Consider the following 16,572-nt stretch of genomic DNA (forward strand, 5'->3'; position numbering starts at 1 on the left):
ACGGTCGCCCGGGTGCGACGCGCTCGCACCGCGTCCGCCTACCGCGCGTTCGACGTCACCGTCGCACGCGTCGCACGGCTCTCGCCGTCGTTCGTCCGCGTGACGTTCGTCGGCCCGGACCTCGCGCGCCTCGGCCGTGCCGGCCTCGACCAGCGTCTCAAGCTTGCGCTCCCGACGCCCGACGGCACCCCGGCCCACGCGAGCGACTTCGACGGCGACGACTGGTTCGCCCGCTGGCGCTCCACCCCCGTCGAGCACCGCAACCCCATCCGCACCTACACCGTCCGCGCGATCCGTGGCGAGGGCACCGCGACCGAGCTCGACGTCGACATGGTCCTCCACGGCACCGGCCCCTCGGCCGGCCCCGCCTCCCGCTGGGCCGCCGACCTCACCCCCGGCACGACCGCCGTCCTCTCCGGACCCGACGCCGACTGGGACGGCGCCCCCGTCGGGCTCGAGTGGGCGCTGCCCCCCGGCACCCGCCGCGTCGTCCTTGCGGGCGACGAGACCGCCGCTCCCGCGATCGCCGCGATCTGCGAGCAGCTCGCCCCCGGCACGGACGCCGAGGCCTACGTCGAGATCCCGACGCCCGACGACGCCCTCGACCTCACCCTGGCCGCCGGGGTTCGCCTCACCTGGCTTCCCCGTACGCCCGGCCTTCCCGCACGCGGCCGTGAGCTCCCCGGCGGCACGCTCGTCGCCGAGCACGACGGCGCCCCGCTCCCGCACGGTGCCCGCCTTGACGATGCGGTGCGCCGGGCGATGGCTGCGCGCGTCGACGGCTGCAGCGTGTGCGCGGTCGGCCGCTCATGCGGGCTCGGCCACGCCCGGCTGCCCGAGCCAGTCGAGGATGTCGACGTCGACACGACGATCCTCTGGGACACACCCGCCGTCCGCGCCCTCGCCGGCTCGGCCGGCGCAGCAGACTCGCCCGCCGAGCCCTCCGGGGCCGCGGACGGGTGCTACGCCTGGATCGCCGGGGAGGCCGCCACCGTGCGTGACCTGCGCCGCCACCTCGTCCAGGACCTCGGCGCCGACCGCCGCTGGGTGGCCTTCATGGGCTACTGGCGGCTCGGCCGCGCCGAGTGCTGACCCGCGCGACACGAGTCCTCGCGGGACGCTGACACGCAGGGCGCGCACCGCGGCGCCCGCGACCGATGAAAGGCACCACCGACGTGACCACCTCACGCACTCGCCGCAGCCGCGCGCTCGCGGCCGCTGTCACCGGCCTGCTCGCGGCGACGGCGCTCGCCGCGTGCACGACCGACACCCCGGGCGGCACCACGACGACGCCCGCCCCCACGACCGCCGGGAGCGCCGCGTTCCCCGTGACGATCGACCACGTCTTCGGCAGCACGACGATCGACGCGCAGCCGCAGCGGGTCGCCGCGATCTCGTGGGCCAACCAGGACGCGGCGCTCGCGCTCGGCGTCGTGCCCGTCGCGATGCCGTTCGCGGCGTACGGCGGCGACGCGGACGGCCTCCTGCCGTGGGTGAAGGACGCGCTCACGGGCCTCGGCGCGCAGACGCCCGCGCTCCTCGACGAGGCTGACGGCTTCGACTACGACGGTCTCGCGAAGGCCGCCCCGGACCTCGTCCTCGGCGTCTACGGCGGCTTCGAGAAGGCCGACTACGACAAGCTCTCGAAGGTCGCGAAGACCGTCGCGTACCCGGGCGCCGCGTGGGGCACGTCGTGGCAGGACCAGCTGACGACGACGGGCAAGGCCCTCGGCCGCGAGGCGAAGGCCACCGAGGTCAAGGCGCGAATCGAGAAGAAGATCGCCGACGCGGTCGCGGCGAACCCGCAGATCCAGGGCAAGAGCTTCGCGTACCTGTCGTTCACGTCGTCCGACCCGTCGAGCGTCTACTACTACACGGCGTCGGACGCGCGCGTGCAGTTCGTCAAGGCGCTCGGCATGGTCGACGCGCCGAAGATCACGGAGCTCTCGCAGGGCACCGACGACTTCTTCGGGACCCTCTCGGCTGAGCTCGTCGACGAGATCGACGCGGACGTCGTCCTCGCGTACGTCGACGACGCCGCACACCTCGAGGCCGTGACGAAGGACCCGCTGCTCGGCAAGATTCCTGCGATCCAGCGCGGCTCGGTCGTCGTGCTCGACGACCCGACGTTCAACCTCTCGACGTCGGCGCCGTCGCCGTTGTCGGTGCCGTGGGCGATCGACGCGTACGTGCCGAAGCTCGTCGAGGCCGTCGGCAAGCTCTGACAGCGATGACGACGACCGCACCCGCTGCGGCCGCACCCGGACGGGTGCGGCCGCTGCGCCGTGCGCCCGCGCTCGCCGCGGGGCTCGTCGTCGGGCTCGTGCTGCTCGGTGTGCTCGCGGTCGTTTCGGTGGGGGTCGGCGCGCGGCAGGTGGCACCGCTCGACGCCTGGCATGCGCTCACCGCGTTCGACCCGACGAGCTTCGACCACGCGGCCGTGCGGTCGCGGGTGCCGCGCACGGTCGTCGCGCTCGTCGTCGGGGCGGCCCTGGGTCTCGCGGGGACGCTCATGCAGGGGCTCACGCGCAACCCGCTGGGCGACCCGGGGATCCTCGGCATCAACGCGGGTGCGAGCGCGGCGGTCGTCCTCGGGATCTTCGTCGCGGGGGTGAGCGACCCGCGCGGCTACGTGTGGTTCGCGTTCGTGGGGGCGGCGGCCGCGGCCGTCGTCGTGCACGTCGTCGCGTCCGCGGGCCGCGAGGGGGCGACGCCCGTCAAGCTCGCGCTTGCGGGGGCGTGCGTCGCGGCTGCGCTCACGAGCCTCGTCGCGGCGGTGCTCGTGACGCGCACGGACGCGCTCGACACGTTCCGGTTCTGGCAGGTCGGCTCGGTCGGCGGGCGTGACCTCGGCCAGGTCGCGGAGCTCGCCCCGTTCCTCGTGGTGGGGGCGGTGCTCGCGCTCGCGTCGGGCCGGATGCTCGACGCGGCGGCGCTCGGTGACGACGTCGCGCGGGGCCTCGGCCAGCACGTGGGGCGGACGCGGGTGATCGTCGGTGCGGCCGTCGTCCTGCTGTGCGGTGCGGCGACGGCGCTCGCGGGGCCGATCGCTTTCGTCGGGCTCGTCGTGCCGCACGTGGGCCGCGCGCTCACGGGCCCGGACCACCGGTGGTTGCTGCCGTACTCGGCGCTCCTGGGTGCGGCGCTGCTCGTCGTGTCCGACGTCCTCGGGCGGGTCGTCGCCGCGCCGGGGCAGCTCGAGGTCGGGCTCGTCACGGCCGTCGTTGGGGCGCCCGTGTTCGTCGCGCTCGTGCGTCGTCGTCGGCTGGCGGAGCTGTGAGCGCGGCCGCGGCCGCGCGCGACGCGGGTCTCGCACCCGACGCTCGCTGCGCCCCCGAGCGCCCCGCGCCCGGTGCCGCCGTGGACCGCGTCCGTGCCGTCCGCACGCGCGGGCAACGCCGCCGCGCGACGGTCGCGATCGGGCTCGTCGTGCTCGTGGTCGCCCTCGTCGTCGTCACGCTGACGCTCGGGCCGTTCAAGGTCGCGCTCGTCGACGTCGTGCGGATCCTCGGCGGCGAGCAGATCCCGGGCGCGACGTTCATCGTCATGGAGCAGCGGTTGCCGCGGCTGCTCGTCGCGCTCGGCGTGGGTGCGGCGTTCGGCGCGTCGGGCACGATCATCCAGACGCTCGTGCGCAACCCGCTCGCGAGCCCTGACGTCATCGGCATCACGGCGGGCGCAAGCGCCGCCGCGGTCCTCGGCATGACGGTCGGCGGGCTCGGCGCGGTCGCGGTCGCGCCCGTCGCGTTCGGGGGTGCGCTCGTGACGGCGGCGGTCATCTACGTGCTCGCGCGGCGCGGCGCGATCTCCGGCTACCGCTTCGTGCTCGTCGGCGTCGGCGTCGCCGCGGTCCTCAACGCGGTGACCGCGTGGGGGCTCACGCGCGCGGAGGTCACGGAGGCGTCGCGTGCGCTCGTGTGGATCACGGGGTCGCTGTCGCGTGCGTCGTGGGACCAGGTTCCGGTGCTGTGGGCCGCGCTCGCGGTGCTGCTGCCGCTTGCGGCGCTCGCCGCGCTGCGGCTGCGCGCGCTCGAGCTTGGCGACGACGCTGCGGCGGGGCTCGGCGCGCGCGTCGAGCCCGCGAAGGCCGGGCTGCTCATCCTTGCTGTCGCGCTCGCGGCGGTCGCGACAGCCGCAGCCGGGCCCGTCGCGTTCGTCGCGTTCCTCTCGGGGCCGCTCGCCCGACGCCTCACCGGGGGAGGCGTCTCGCTCGGGGCGTCCGCGCTCACGGGCGCGTGCCTCGTCCTCGCGGCGGACCTCGTCGCGACCTCCCTCCTGCCGACGGCCCTGCCCGTCGGTGTCGTCACGGGTGTGCTCGGCGCGCCCGTCCTGCTGTGGCTCCTGGCGCGGGCGAACCGCTCCGGGGAAGGTGGATAGATGAACCACGCTGAGCACACGCTCGCAGCCGCGGGGCTGAGCCTCGGCTACGGGGAGCGGCTCGTCGTCGATGACCTCTCAGTGACGATCCCGCCGGGGAAGGTCACGGTCGTCGTCGGCGCGAACGCGTGCGGCAAGTCGACGCTCCTGCGGGGGCTCGCGCGCCTGCTCGCGCCGCGCTCGGGTGTGGTGCTGCTCGACGGTGCGGACATCGCGAACCGCCCGACGAAGGACGTCGCACGTGTGCTGGGTCTGCTGCCGCAGACACCGCTCGCGCCCGACGGCATCACAGTCGCCGACCTCGTGGGGCGGGGCCGCTACCCGCACCAGGGCTGGCTGCGCCGGTGGACGCCCGACGACGACGCAGCCGTCGCGGAGGCGCTCGAGCTCACGGGTGTGCTCAACCTCGCGGGCAGGTCGGTCGACGAGCTCTCGGGCGGGCAGCGGCAGCGCGTGTGGATCGCGATGACGCTCGCGCAGCGCACGCCCCTGCTGCTGCTCGACGAGCCGACGACGTTCCTCGACGTCGCCCACCAGGTCGACGTGCTCGACCTCTTGGCGGACCTCAACCGTGACCTCGGCCGGACCGTCGTCATGGTGCTCCACGACCTCAATCTCGCGGCGCGCTACGCGCACCACCTCGTCGCGATGAAGGACGGACGGATCGTCGCGGAAGGTGCGCCGGCCGACGTCGTCACGGAGGCAGTCGTCGAGGAGGTGTTCGGGCTGCGCAGCCGCGTCGTACCGGATCCGGTGACGGGCACGCCGCTCGTCGTCCCCCTCTCCCGTTCCGCCCGTCCCCGCTGACCGCGGGACAGGGGCCGACCGGCCCCGGTCTCGAACGACCACCCTGTCTCGGGGACAGGTGTCCAGCGTGTGGTTCCCGCGCGGGACCGCAGGAGCGGGGCGGTAGGCTGGCCGCGAAACCCTCACGACCGTCGGACCACGAGTCCGCGAGATCCTCAGGAGCACCCCGTGGGACGCGTTGTCGTCGATGTCATGCCCAAGCCCGAGATCCTCGACCCGCAGGGTAAGGCCGTCGTCGGGGCGCTGCCCCGCCTCGGCTTCACCCAGTTCACGAGCGTCCGCCAGGGCAAGCGCTTCGAGCTCGAGGTCGAGGGTCCCGTGACCCCCGAGATCCTCGCCGCGGCGCAGGAGGCGGCGGAGACGCTGCTCTCGAACCCGGTCATCGAGGACGTCGTCCGCGTCGCGGACGCGAGCTGATGGCCGCCGCGACCGGCGCCCGCATCGGCGTCGTCACCTTCCCTGGCACGCTCGACGACCGCGACGCCGCACGTGCCGTGCGCCTCGCGGGCGCCGAGGCCGTCGCGCTCTGGCACGCCGACGACGACCTCCAGGGCGTCGACGCCGTCGTCCTGCCGGGCGGGTTCTCCTACGGTGACTACCTGCGTGCCGGTGCGATCGCACGCTTCGCGCCCCTCATGGACAAGATCGTCGACGCGGCGCACGGCGGCCTGCCCGTCCTCGGCATCTGCAACGGCTTCCAGCTCCTCACCGAGTCGCACCTGCTGCCGGGCTCCATGATCAAGAACAACCACCTGCACTTCATCTGCCGCGAGCAGGTCCTCTCCGTCGAGAACACCTCGACCGCCTGGACCAACGAGTACACGGCCGGCGAGCGCATCACGATCCCGCTCAAGAATCAGGACGGCCAGTACGTCGCCGACGAGCGCACGCTCGACGAGCTCGAGGGCGAGGGCCGCGTCGCGTTCCGCTACGAGGGCGGCAACCCCAACGGCTCGCGCCGCGGCATCGCCGGCATCACCAACGCACGCGGCAACGTCGTCGGCCTCATGCCGCACCCCGAGCACGCCGTCGAGGCCGGCTTCGGCCCCGACTCCGAGCGCGGTGCCAAGGCCGGCACGGACGGCCTGCGCTTCTTCACGTCCGTCATCGCTTCACTCGTCCAGGCATGAGCGCCGGGCACCCCGGGCCTCGGCCGCCGGGGTGCTCCCCGCCGGTGTGACCCTCACGGACGTCACGTGGGACGACGCTGACGGCGCGCGGCTGCGCGCCGCGCAGCAGGCGGAGATCGCCCTGCGCTACGGCTCCGACGCTGGCGCCCCGACGGGCGACGGCACGGGCGTGCCCGGCCCGACCGACGAGGCCGCGCACGGCGTCGACCCCACGACCGTCGTCGCGGCCGTCATGCTCCGCGTCGACGACGAGCCCGTCGGCTTCGGCGCGCTGCGTGACATCTCGGGGGACGACGACCCGTCGGGCATCGTCCACGCCCCCGGCACCGCCGAGCTCAAGCGCCTCTACGTCGCCACCGGTCACCGCGGCCGCGGCCTCTCACGCATCCTCCTGCGCGCGCTCGAGGCCCGCGCGTTCGCCCTCGGCATGCGCCGCATCGTCCTCGAGACGGGCACGCAGCAGCCCGAGTCCATGGGCCTCTACCTCGGCGAGGGCTACCTGCCGATCGAGCAGTACGGCGAGTTCTGGGGCGAGCCCGACTCCCGCTGTTTCGCGAAGGACCTGCCGCTGCCCATCGTCGTGACGCGCGCGGCCTGGGACGACCCGGCCGGGCGCGACCTGCGTGCCCGCTTCCAGACGGACGAGGTCGAACCGCTCTACCCGCACCTCGGCGAGGCCGCCGCGGCCGCGGGCGGTTTCGACGCGGTCGACGCAGTCCTCGGCGACCGCGTCGTCGACGGCGTGGTTGCGCGGCGCGACGGCATCGTCGTCGGCTGCGGCTCCCTCGCGATGGTCGCCGCTGGCACGGACGACGAGGACGGCCTGCTCGAGGTCGTCAAGGTGTACGTCACGCCCGAGGCCCGCCGCTGGGGCGTCGCCCGCGCCGTCATGAACGAGCTCGTGACGATCGCGCGCGACCGCGGCGCACGGCGGCTCATCCTCGTCACGGGGGTGTGGCAGCCCGCCGCGGTGACCCTCTACCGGTCGCTCGGATTCCGGCCCGTCTACCCGTTCGGAGAGCACGCGGGCTCGGCGACGGCGCTGTTCTTCGCGCTCGACCTGTGAACGGGCGGGCACGCACACAGGCCTGAATCATCTTGCAGTCCCTGGTGGCGTTGGCGGAGGCGCGTGGTCGACGAGATGGACGCTACGAGCGGGTGGTGGAGGAGTGCGCGGGCGAGCGATCCAGCGGGATTCCGGGCCTTCCCTGGGGTCTCCGAGGTGTCGACGGGGTTCTGGCTCGCAACGTTGCCGCGTGACGACATCACGAGTGGGACACGGCGTGTGAAAAGTCTTGCAGCGTCGGTAACGCTCTGCCATATTGGTCGCAACGCGCCGCCGCTCCCCGCACGCGACGGCCGCCCAGGGGCTGCCGCGCGGGAGCCGCGGCCCACGACCTCTTGAGAAAGGCATCACCGATGAAGGTGAACAAGACCGCCCTCGCCGCGCTCGCCACGGGAAGCATCGTCGCCACCGTCCTCGCCGGCTGCTCCTCCGACGCCCCCGGCGGCGGCACGGCCAGCGCAGGCGGCACCGGCCCGAGCGGTGCCGCCGCGACGCTGACAGTCTGGGTCGACGCCAACCGTGTCGTCGAGCTCGAGGACATCGCGAAGAAGTTCGAAGCCGACAAGGGCATCGCCGTCAAGCTCGTCCAGAAGGAGTACGGCGACGTCATGAAGGAGGACTTCGTCAAGCAGGTCCCCACGGGCAAGGGACCCGACATCATCATCGGTGGTCACGACTGGCTCGGGCTCTTCGTGCAGAACGGCGTCGTCGCGCCGCTCGAGCTCGGCGACGCAGCCGCAGGCTTCTCCGACGTCTCTCTGCGCGCCATGAGCTACGAGGGCACGACGTACGGCCTGCCCGTCTCGCTCGAGAACGTCGCACTGCTCCGCAACACCGCACTCGCCGACGCGACGCCCGGCACGTGGGACGAGCTCGTCGCCGCAGGCCAGGAGATCGTCGACGCGGGCGACGCGACCTACCCGGTCCTTGTTCCCTCCGGGCCCGAGTCTGACCCGTACCACCTCTACCCCCTGCAGACCTCGTTCGACGCACCTCTGTTCGGGACCGCGGACGACGGTAGCTACGATCCGTCCAAGCTCCTTCTTGGTTCTGAGGGAGGCGAGAAGTTCGCCGCCAAGCTCGTCGAGTGGGGCAAGGCAGGCGTGCTCAACACCAACGTCACCGGGGACATCGCCCGTGACGAGTTCGCCGCGGGCAAGGCCCCGTACATGATCTCCGGCCCGTGGAACCTGCCGACCTTCAAGGACAACGGCATCGACTACGCGATCGAGGCGATCCCGACCGCTGGCGGCGGAGACGTCACCCCCTTCGTCGGCGTCCAGGGCTTCTTCGTGAGCGCCAAGAGCGCCAACGCGCTTGCCGCCAACGAGTTCGTCGTGAAGTACCTCGGCTCCGAGGACGTCCAGCTCGCGCTCTTCGAGGCCGGCGGACGCCCGCCCGCGCTGACCTCCGCATTCGAGAAGGCTTCGGCCCAGGACCCCGACGTCGGCGCGTTCGGCGAGGTCGGCCTCGAGGGCGTACCGATGCCGAGCATCCCGGAGATGGGCGCGGTGTGGAACTACTGGGGAGCGACCCAGGCCGCACTCGTCAACGACACCGCAGGCGACCCTGCAGCCGCGTGGGCGGACATGGCCGCGAAGATCCAGGCCGACATCGCCGGCTGATGCCCCCGGGCCCCACCACAGGAGCCCCCATGCCCAGCCTCACGACGCCCGCCGTCCCCACGCCCGCCGCACCCACGCCTGCCGCACCCCGTCGGCCCACCTCGGTGCGTATCGCGCCTGGCCGCGCCGCTCGCGCGACGCTCGTGAAGATCGCGCTCCTCGGCGTGCTCGACGCGCTCGTCGTCGCCGCGGTCCTCACGCTCCTCGCCGTCGGCGAACCGGGGCTCGCGATCATCGCCGCCGTCGCCGCGGCACTCATCAACTGGGTCTACCTGCGTCGAGGGTCGCTCCCCGCCAAGTACCTCGTGCCCGGCACGGCCTTCCTCCTCCTCTTCCAGGTCTTCGTCATCGTCTACTCCGGGTACATCGCGTTCACGAACTACGGCGACGGCCACGTCGGGACCAAGGACGACGCGATTGCCGTCATCCTCAGCAAGTCCCTCGAGCGAGTGCCGGACTCACCGTCGTACCCCATGAGCGTCCTCGAACGTGACGGCGAGCTCTCGTTCCTCGTCGCTGCCACGGACGGCACCGTGCTCCTCGGCGGGGACGAGCGCCCGCTCGAGGCCGTCGACGGTGCGCGGCTCGACGGCGCGACGCCCGTCGGGCTCGAGGGCTACCGCACGCTCGACTTTGCCGCGATGATCGCCGACCAGGCGCGGATCGCCGCGACGAGCGTCCCATTCTCCGACGACCCTGAGGACGGTGCTCTCCGCACGCAGGACGGCTCGACCGCCTACCGCTACGCGACGATGATGGACTGGGATCCAGCGAGCGGCACGTTCACCGACCGCGAGACCGGGGCCGTCTACCGCGACACCGGCAACGGGGCGTTCACGACCGACGACGGCACCGAGATCATGCCGGGCTGGAAGATCGAGGTTGGCTTCGACAACTTCACGCGGGCACTCACCGAGAAGTCGATCCGCGGACCGCTGCTCGACGTCATCGTGTGGACCTTCGTCTTCGCGGGCGTCTCGGTCGCCTCGACGTTCTTCGCCGGGCTGCTGCTCGCGCTCCTGCTCGACGACCCGCGCCTCCGGCTGCGTCGCACCTTTCGTGCGCTCGTCATCCTCCCGTACGCGTTCCCGCCGTTCCTCTCGGCGCTCGTGTGGTCGGGCCTGCTCAACCCCCAGTTCGGGTTCATCAACCAGACGCTTCTCGGCGGGGCCGACGTCCCCTGGCTCACGGACCCCCTCCTTGCCAAGGTGTCGATCCTCCTTGTCAACCTCTGGCTCGGCTACCCGTACATGTTCCTCGTCGCGACCGGTGCGCTGCAGTCGATCCCGGGCGACTACCTGGAGGCCGCGGAGATGGACGGTGCGGGAGCCGTGCGCCGCCTCGTCAGCATCCGGCTGCCGCTCCTCATGGTGACGATGGCGCCCCTGCTCATCTCTTCGTTCGCCTTCAACTTCAACAACTTCAACCTCATCTACATGCTCACCGAGGGCGGACCCCAGGACATCTCGACAGAGATGAACGTCGGCGCGACCGACATCCTCATCACGCTCGTCTACAAGGTTGCCTTCGGCGAGACGAGCGGGCGCGACTACGGGCTCGCGAGTGCGTTCTCGATCATCATCTTCGTGCTCGTCGCAGCCTTCGCGATCTACAGCTTCCGCCGCACCCGGTCCTTGGAGGACACTCACCGATGAGTTCCCACTACGCGCCCGCGCCACGGCGCCACCGCGCCACCGTCACGCTCGTCGCCAAGCACGCGGCCGCCGTCGTCGTCGCCGTCGTCGCGGTCTTCCCGCTCCTCTACGTCGTCTCGGCGTCCCTCAACCCCAACGGCAGCCTCGTCGGTTCCAACTCGCTGTTCGGCCGTGTCGACATCGCCAACTACATCAACCTCTTCGACCGCCCCGCGCAGCCCTACGGCGCCTGGTTCGTCAACACGATGTACATCGGCGTCGTTGCCTCCGCAGGTACCGTCCTGCTCGCCGCGCTCGCGGCCTACGCGTTCTCGCGGATGCGCTTCCGTGGGCGCCGCGTCGGGCTCGTGAGCATCCTCCTCGTGCAGATGTTCCCGCAGCTCCTCGGCGTCGTCGCGATCTTCCTACTGCTCACGACGATCGGCGACATCTTCCCCGGAATCGGCCTCGACACCCACGCCGGGCTCATCCTCGTCTACCTGGGTGGCGCGATGGGCGTCAACACGTACCTCATCTACGGGTTCTTCAACACGGTGCCCGCCTCGATCGATGAGGCCGCGAAGCTCGACGGGGCGGGGCACGCCCGGATCTTCTTCACGATCATCCTGCGTCTGTCGGCGCCGATCCTCGCGGTCGTCGCACTGCTGTCGTTCATCGGCACGTCGAGCGAGTTCGTCGTCGCGAGCGTCGTCCTCACGGATCCGCACAAGCAGACGCTCTCGGTAGGCCTCTTCCAGTTCGTCTCGCAAGAGACCTCGGCGAACTGGTCCGTGTTCGCCGCAGGAGCGGTGCTCGCGTCGGTCCCCGTCGTCGCACTGTTCTTCGTCCTGCAGAAGTACATCGTGGGTGGCCTCACGGCGGGCGCCGTCAAGTGATCCGTCAGCACCGTCGACGATAGACTCCCCGCATGGCCGCCACTCTCGCTGACATCGCTGCGCACGCCGGGGTCAGCGAGGCGACGGTGAGCCGCGTCCTCAACGACCGGCCGGGCGTCGTCGCCGCGAAGCGTCAGGCCGTGCTCACTGCGCTCGACGTCCTCGGCTACGAGCGTCCGCCCCGCCTTCGGCGCAGGACGGGGCGGCCGGTCGGGCTCGTCCTGCCCGAGTTCACCAACCCGATCTACCCGGCGTTCGCCCAGGCGCTCGGCCCGAACTTCGCGCGCCGGGGCTTCACGCCCCTCGTCGGCTCCCAGGCAGAGGGTGGGCTCCACGAGGACGAGTACGTCGAGATGTTCGTCGCGGCGGGCGCGGCGGGCATCCTCTTCGTCTCGGGGAGGCACGCGGACTCGACCGCGCCGACGACGCGCTACAGCGAGCTGCGGGAGCTGGGGCTCCCGCTCGGGTTCGTCAACGGCTTCCGTGAGGAGATCGACGCGCCCTTCTTCTCGATCGACGACCGGGCCGGTGCGACTCTCGCGGTGCGGCACCTCGTCGCGATGGGGCATGAGCGGCTCGGCCTCGCGCCGGGCCCGGAGACGTCGGTGCCGGCGCAGCGCCGAGTCGAGGGCTTTCGTGCCGCGGTCGCTGACGGGCTCGGTGCCGACGCGGAGGTCGCGGTGGTCCACGGTCCGCTCTCGGACGACGGCGGCGGTCATGCGGGCCGGGCGCTCCTCGAGGCCGGGTGCACGGGGATCCTCTGCGGGAGCGACCTCGTCGCCGTCGGTGTCCTTGCCGAGGCTCGACGCCGGGGCTTGTCCGTGCCGGGCGACGTCTCCGTCGTGGGGTTCGACGACTCCGTCGTCGCACGATATTCCTGGCCGCCGCTCACGACGGTCCGGCAGCCCGTCTCGACGATGTCGATCGCGATCGCCGACGCCTTCGTCGGAGAGATGAACTCCGTCCACGCGCAGCGCACCGAGTACGTCTTCCAGCCCGAGCTGGTGGTCCGCGAGTCGAGCGGGCCGTCGCCGCGCTGAGGTGCGTCCACGAGCCGACGCCCGTAAGCGCCGGCTCGTGGACGCTGCGGCGCAGGACGGGAGAGCCTGCGCCGCAGCGCGGGTTCGGACGGAAGCGTCAGAGCGTCGTGGTCCGGTGGTGGCAGTGGCAGCCCCGGAGGGGATCAGTGCGCCGCCACGGCCGCGGCGTGCGCGGGCTCCGGCGAGCGGGAAGCACGGGGCGCTGTCGATGGTGCCGGGAGGACGATGAACGCCGGGCCCTGGGTCGTCACAGTGAGTCCCTCGGCGTCCGTTGAGACGGCGACGTCGCCGAACGTCAGCTCCGCCGCGAGAACGGGGCCGATCGCGGACAACGGGAGCGTGAGGGTCGCGGCGGCGCGTGCGGCGACGACGACGACGCGCTCGTCGGCGGTTTCACGGGTGAACGCAAGCACGTCGTCGTCCGCGTCGAGCCAGCGCAACGCGCCGTCCTGGAGCGCTGCTGAACCCGTACGCAGTGTCGTGAGCGCGCTGTACGCGCGCCCGAGCCGGGGCTCGGTGCCCCACGGCAGGGGGGTCCGCGCATCCTCGCCGTTGACGCCCGAGATCCCGAACTCGTCACCGGCGAACAGCACGGGTGTGCCGGGCAGCGTGAGGGAGAGCCCTGCGGCGACGAGCTGGGCGGCGTCGTCGGCGCGCTCCGCGAAGCGCGGGGTGTCGTGCGTGTTGATCGCGTTCATCGCGAGTTGGCGCACGGGCCACGGGAACGCGGCCGTGAACCGGCGGTAGGTCGCGACGAGCTCGGCCGCGGTGTAGCGGGGCTCGATCTCGTACGGGATGCCGAAATGATGGCGGGGGTGCGGCTCGCCGCGCCTCAGCCAGTGCCACAGCGGACGGGTGAAGCCCGCGTAGCTCATGGGCGCCTGCCAACCGTCACCATCGAAGTCACGGCTCGCGTCGTTCGTCGACTCCGCGTAGAGAACCGTGTCGGGGGAGACGGCGTTCATCGTCGCGCGGACAGTGCGCTGCACCTCGCGGTTGAGGTCGTCGGTGCCGAACCTGCCGGTCTGGTTGGCGACGTCGATGCGCCAGCCGTCGAGGTTGAAAGGAGGCAGGAGCCAGCGGGCGACGACGCTCGTCGGACCCTCGACGAACCGGCGGCGGAGCTCGGCGGAGTTCCAGTTGAGCTTGGGCAGCGAGGGGACGTCGGCCCACGCGACGTAGTCGTCGTGCGCGGCGTCCTTCCAGTAGTAGAACTCGCTCTCGGGGGCCTCGGGGTGGTGGTGCGCGGCGAGGAACCACTCGTGGGCGTCGCCCGTGTGGTTGGTCGTGAGATCGCCGATGACGCGGATGCCGCGCGCGTGCGCCGCCTCGACGAGGCGGACGAGGGCGTCGTCGCCGCCGAGCAGCGGGTCGACCTCGTCGAACGTCGAGGCGTCGTAGCGGTGGTTGGAGCGTGCGGGGAAGAACGGCGTGAGGTAGAGCAGCGTGACGCCGAGGTCGGTGAGGTGGTCGAGGTGCTCGGTGATGCCGTCGAGGTCGCCGCCGAAGTACTGGCGGGGGGTGTCGGGGCCGGTGTGGACGACCTGGTCGTCCCAGTCCGCGGCGAGCGCCCAGGACGGCGCGGCGCGGTCGTCCGCGGCGGCGGAGCGTGCAAAGCGGTCGGGAAAGACCTGGTAGAGGACCTGCCTCGTCGCCCACGCGGGCGGCCGGGTGAACGTGGTGACGCGGAAGTCCTGGGTGTCGACGGGCTCGATCGTGTCCGTGCCCTCGGCGTTGAGCCAGAGCGCGGTGCCGTCGGTGCGGTTGACGAGGAAGCGGTACGTCGTCACGGCGTTGTCGAGGGTGAGGGCGCCGCTCCACCAGGTCGCGCCGGGCTCGGTCGCGGGGGTCTCGACCGTCATGGGGGAGAAGCGGGGCTCGCCGTCGACGAGCACGCGCAGGACGATGCTCGCGACAGGGCCGAACCCGGTGGGGACACGGACCCGGACGACGCGGCGGCCTCCTGGTGTGGTCGTGTCGCCGGGGCTGTAGAGCTGGGAGCCGTCGTGGTGGGGGAGTGTGTGGAGTCGCATCGGTGCGGTGCCTTCGTGAGCGGCGCGCGTGGCGCGGACGTGGAGGCGGCCGGGTGGCCGCCGTGCCTGCACCCCACGCTAGCAAGAACTTTCATCTTCTGAAAGAACCTGCAAAGCGCTCGGCGGATGCGGCGGCGGTAATGTCGGGACATGACGACACCGACACCCACGCCCGACCCGGACCCTGCCGCCCGGTTCCGCCACCTGCCCGAGCCCGTCGACCCGCGCACACTCGTCGCGAGTATCGAGACCGAGGCGGCCCCCGACCCCGACGGAGGACGCGACGCCAACACGGAGTGGATGCTCCGCCACGGCTGACCTGCGCGGACGCAACCGCCCGTCCGCTCAGGGTGCGCACCCGCGAGGGGCGTCCTAGTCTCGGCGCAACGAGCGTCCGGAGGCCGACATGAGCGACGTGACAGACCGCGGGAGCGCCCCGCATCCCACCCGCAGACGTCGTCGTGTCGTCGACGCGATGACGCTCACGACAGCGCTCGCCGCCACGCTCCTCGTGCCGGTCGCGGCGGCGCCGTCCGCGCAGGCCGCCGAGCAGCCCGTCGTCCGGCGCAGCGCGACGATCAGCACGCTCTCCGGCCAGCCCCCCGAGGGCATGCCGCGGGTGACGAAGGTCGCCGTCGTGCAGGATGTCGAGGCGCGCACCGTACGCGCGACGGCGACCTGGGCCTCGGCGCAGCCCGCGGGCGACCCCGCGGCCGTCTACGTCTTCGTCGGGGTCGCGAGCGGCGGCGCGTGCACCGCGCGCCTCGGCCTCGCGGTGCACGCGGACGCCAAGGACGGCGCGGCGATCCTCCTGCCGAGCCAGACCCCGGTGTCGCAGGCGGTCGCTGTGTCGGGGGCGTCCGCGACGGTGACGGCGTCAGGCACGGCGGAGCTCTGGACCACCGCGTACACGTGCGCGTACGCGGCGACGATGGCCCAGGGCGCCACCTACCAGCAGTCGCCCTGGTACACGCTCGACGTCGCACGTCGCGCGGCGCCCGTGCTCGACGTCGTCGCGCTCGCCCCGCGCGTCGGGGCGACGGTCGGGAAGTGGAAGACCGTCAAGGTGCGCGTCCACAACCGCGGCGACGCGAACGCCACGAAGGTCGTCGTCCGGGTCAAGGGCAAGGGCGTCAAGGTGTCGTCCTCGAAGGTGTCGTTCGGGACGATCAAGCCCGGCGCGCACGTGACGAAGAAGATCAAGGTCCGCATCGCGTCGACCAAGGTCCGCACGGCCACGCTCACGGCGACGGCCTCGGGCGGCCACAAGGACACCGCGAAGCAGGTCGTCCTGCCTGTGAAGCGGACGACGACGCCGAAGTCCCTCGCCGGGCGCCTCTACTGGGGCGCGGACTCGAGCCTCGACGAGGCCTGGCAGAACCGGATGGTCTGGTTCGTCGACGGGCGCTGGGCCTACACCGGGATCGCGCAGAAGGGACGCCCCACCTGCGAGGCCGGCAAGAAGGACTGCGTGCGCTACACGTACTCGCCGCGGACCGGCAAGGTCAAGGTCGGCAGCCGCACCGGGACGGTGACGAGCAAGTCGCTCAGGCTGCCGCCGCGCAAGGGGGCTCCCGTCGACTCCTACGTGCCGGTCTCGACGCCCAAGGCGGGCACCCGTCTTGCGACGAAGCTCGTCCACCAGGGCTCGAGCGGCTGCGGCTATGGCTACGGCAAGACGTGCTACACGTACACGTGGCGCCTGCAGTTCACCAAGGACGGCAGGTTCGTCGAGCGTCGCAAGGGCCTCACGAGCACGACCGTCGGGGGCAGCTGGTTCATCGGCGGGTCGGACGACGAGCGCGGCACCTACAAGATCCTCAGCAAGGGCCGCATCCAGTTGAAGTATGCCAACGGCAAGTCCGAGGTCAAGACCTTCGGGATCCTCCAGGACGTCCGTGAGAAGCCCGACGCCAAGAACGTCGGCGTCGTCGTCCGGGGCACCAAGTACTACCCCTGACGCG

15 protein-coding genes are annotated in these 16,572 nt (G+C 72.1%); 14 read left to right on the forward strand and 1 reads right to left on the reverse strand.

Features of this window, described 5'->3' with window-relative positions; translation table 11 throughout:
* Positions 1–12: 12 nt before the first annotated feature.
* The 12 genes from C1729_RS10735 to C1729_RS10790 all read left to right on the forward strand — a co-directional run bounded on the left by C1729_RS10735 (position 13) and on the right by C1729_RS10790 (position 12,575).
* Positions 13–1,092 (forward strand): siderophore-interacting protein, encoded by a 1,080-nt coding sequence (locus tag C1729_RS10735; protein ID WP_242493796.1) that lies wholly within the window; start codon positions 13–15, stop codon positions 1,090–1,092.
* A gap of 83 nt (positions 1,093–1,175) precedes the next feature.
* Positions 1,176–2,225 carry an iron-siderophore ABC transporter substrate-binding protein gene (locus C1729_RS10740; RefSeq protein ID WP_129590732.1) on the forward strand — a complete coding sequence of 350 codons (1,050 nt, stop codon included), beginning with the start codon at positions 1,176–1,178 and terminating at the stop codon, positions 2,223–2,225.
* Between the two features lie 5 nt (positions 2,226–2,230).
* A complete protein-coding gene (locus C1729_RS10745; protein ID WP_102509938.1) occupies positions 2,231–3,280 on the forward strand; it encodes a FecCD family ABC transporter permease in 1,050 nt (349 codons plus the stop codon).
* On the forward strand, positions 3,277–4,377 hold the full coding sequence (locus C1729_RS10750; protein WP_102509939.1) for a FecCD family ABC transporter permease: 1,101 nt from the start codon (positions 3,277–3,279) through the stop codon (positions 4,375–4,377). Before C1729_RS10745 ends, C1729_RS10750 begins: the two co-directional genes overlap by 4 nt.
* Entirely contained in the window at positions 4,378–5,184 is an 807-nt protein-coding gene (locus C1729_RS10755; protein WP_102509940.1) for an ABC transporter ATP-binding protein, read from the forward strand.
* 168 nt (positions 5,185–5,352) lie between these two features.
* Entirely contained in the window at positions 5,353–5,601 is a 249-nt protein-coding gene (gene purS / locus C1729_RS10760) for a phosphoribosylformylglycinamidine synthase subunit PurS (RefSeq protein WP_102509941.1), read from the forward strand.
* Positions 5,601–6,314 (forward strand): phosphoribosylformylglycinamidine synthase subunit PurQ, encoded by a 714-nt coding sequence (gene purQ, locus C1729_RS10765; protein WP_102509942.1) that lies wholly within the window; start codon positions 5,601–5,603, stop codon positions 6,312–6,314. Before purS ends, purQ begins: the two co-directional genes overlap by 1 nt.
* 46 nt (positions 6,315–6,360) lie before the next feature.
* Positions 6,361–7,380 (forward strand): GNAT family N-acetyltransferase, encoded by a 1,020-nt coding sequence (locus tag C1729_RS14640; RefSeq protein ID WP_165375486.1) that lies wholly within the window; start codon positions 6,361–6,363, stop codon positions 7,378–7,380.
* A 353-nt stretch (positions 7,381–7,733) separates the two neighbouring features.
* The gene (locus tag C1729_RS10775) at positions 7,734–9,005 is read left to right on the forward strand and encodes a sugar ABC transporter substrate-binding protein (RefSeq protein WP_102509943.1); all 1,272 of its coding nucleotides are present in this window, start codon (positions 7,734–7,736) and stop codon (positions 9,003–9,005) included.
* A gap of 29 nt (positions 9,006–9,034) precedes the next feature.
* Positions 9,035–10,660 carry an ABC transporter permease subunit gene (locus tag C1729_RS10780; RefSeq protein WP_102509944.1) on the forward strand — a complete coding sequence of 542 codons (1,626 nt, stop codon included), beginning with the start codon at positions 9,035–9,037 and terminating at the stop codon, positions 10,658–10,660.
* Positions 10,657–11,535: a sugar ABC transporter permease gene (locus tag C1729_RS10785; protein WP_102509945.1), complete on the forward strand. Its 879-nt coding sequence runs from the start codon at positions 10,657–10,659 to the stop codon at positions 11,533–11,535. The genes C1729_RS10780 and C1729_RS10785 overlap by 4 nt, the downstream gene beginning before the upstream one ends.
* Before the next feature lie 32 nt (positions 11,536–11,567).
* Positions 11,568–12,575: a LacI family DNA-binding transcriptional regulator gene (locus tag C1729_RS10790; protein ID WP_102509946.1), complete on the forward strand. Its 1,008-nt coding sequence runs from the start codon at positions 11,568–11,570 to the stop codon at positions 12,573–12,575.
* Positions 12,576–12,718: 143 nt separating this feature from the next.
* On the opposite strand, the gene C1729_RS10795 is transcribed toward C1729_RS10790, so the two are convergent.
* Positions 12,719–14,608 (reverse strand): glycoside hydrolase family 13 protein, encoded by a 1,890-nt coding sequence (locus tag C1729_RS10795; RefSeq protein ID WP_242493797.1) that lies wholly within the window; start codon positions 14,606–14,608, stop codon positions 12,719–12,721.
* 150 nt (positions 14,609–14,758) lie between these two features.
* On the opposite strand from C1729_RS10795, the gene C1729_RS10800 reads away from it, so the two are divergent.
* Both C1729_RS10800 and C1729_RS10805 read left to right on the forward strand, forming a co-directional pair.
* On the forward strand, positions 14,759–14,926 hold the full coding sequence (locus C1729_RS10800; protein ID WP_102509947.1) for a heme biosynthesis protein HemY: 168 nt from the start codon (positions 14,759–14,761) through the stop codon (positions 14,924–14,926).
* 88 nt (positions 14,927–15,014) lie between these two features.
* A complete protein-coding gene (locus tag C1729_RS10805) occupies positions 15,015–16,568 on the forward strand; it encodes a CARDB domain-containing protein (RefSeq protein WP_129590733.1) in 1,554 nt (517 codons plus the stop codon).
* Positions 16,569–16,572: the final 4 nt, after the last annotated feature.

The sequence above is a fragment of the Sanguibacter massiliensis genome, assembly GCF_900240335.1.
GTDB classification, from domain to species: domain Bacteria; phylum Actinomycetota; class Actinomycetes; order Actinomycetales; family Cellulomonadaceae; genus Flavimobilis; species Flavimobilis massiliensis.

Bases quoted from the DNA above. Each gene is read 5' to 3' on its own strand.
- C1729_RS10805 (WP_129590733.1), top strand. From the start codon at position 15,015: ATGAGCGACGTGACAGACCGCGGGAGCGCCCCGCATCCCACCCGCAGA.
- C1729_RS10755 (WP_102509940.1), top strand. From the start codon at position 4,378: ATGAACCACGCTGAGCACACGCTCGCAGCCGCGGGGCTGAGCCTCGGC.
- C1729_RS10795 (WP_242493797.1), bottom strand. From the start codon at position 14,608: ATGCGACTCCACACACTCCCCCACCACGACGGCTCCCAGCTCTACAGC.
- C1729_RS10745 (WP_102509938.1), top strand. From the start codon at position 2,231: ATGACGACGACCGCACCCGCTGCGGCCGCACCCGGACGGGTGCGGCCG.
- purQ (WP_102509942.1), top strand. From the start codon at position 5,601: ATGGCCGCCGCGACCGGCGCCCGCATCGGCGTCGTCACCTTCCCTGGC.
- C1729_RS10775 (WP_102509943.1), top strand. From the start codon at position 7,734: ATGAAGGTGAACAAGACCGCCCTCGCCGCGCTCGCCACGGGAAGCATC.
- C1729_RS10780 (WP_102509944.1), top strand. From the start codon at position 9,035: ATGCCCAGCCTCACGACGCCCGCCGTCCCCACGCCCGCCGCACCCACG.
- C1729_RS10800 (WP_102509947.1), top strand. From the start codon at position 14,759: ATGACGACACCGACACCCACGCCCGACCCGGACCCTGCCGCCCGGTTC.
- C1729_RS10790 (WP_102509946.1), top strand. From the start codon at position 11,568: ATGGCCGCCACTCTCGCTGACATCGCTGCGCACGCCGGGGTCAGCGAG.
- C1729_RS10785 (WP_102509945.1), top strand. From the start codon at position 10,657: ATGAGTTCCCACTACGCGCCCGCGCCACGGCGCCACCGCGCCACCGTC.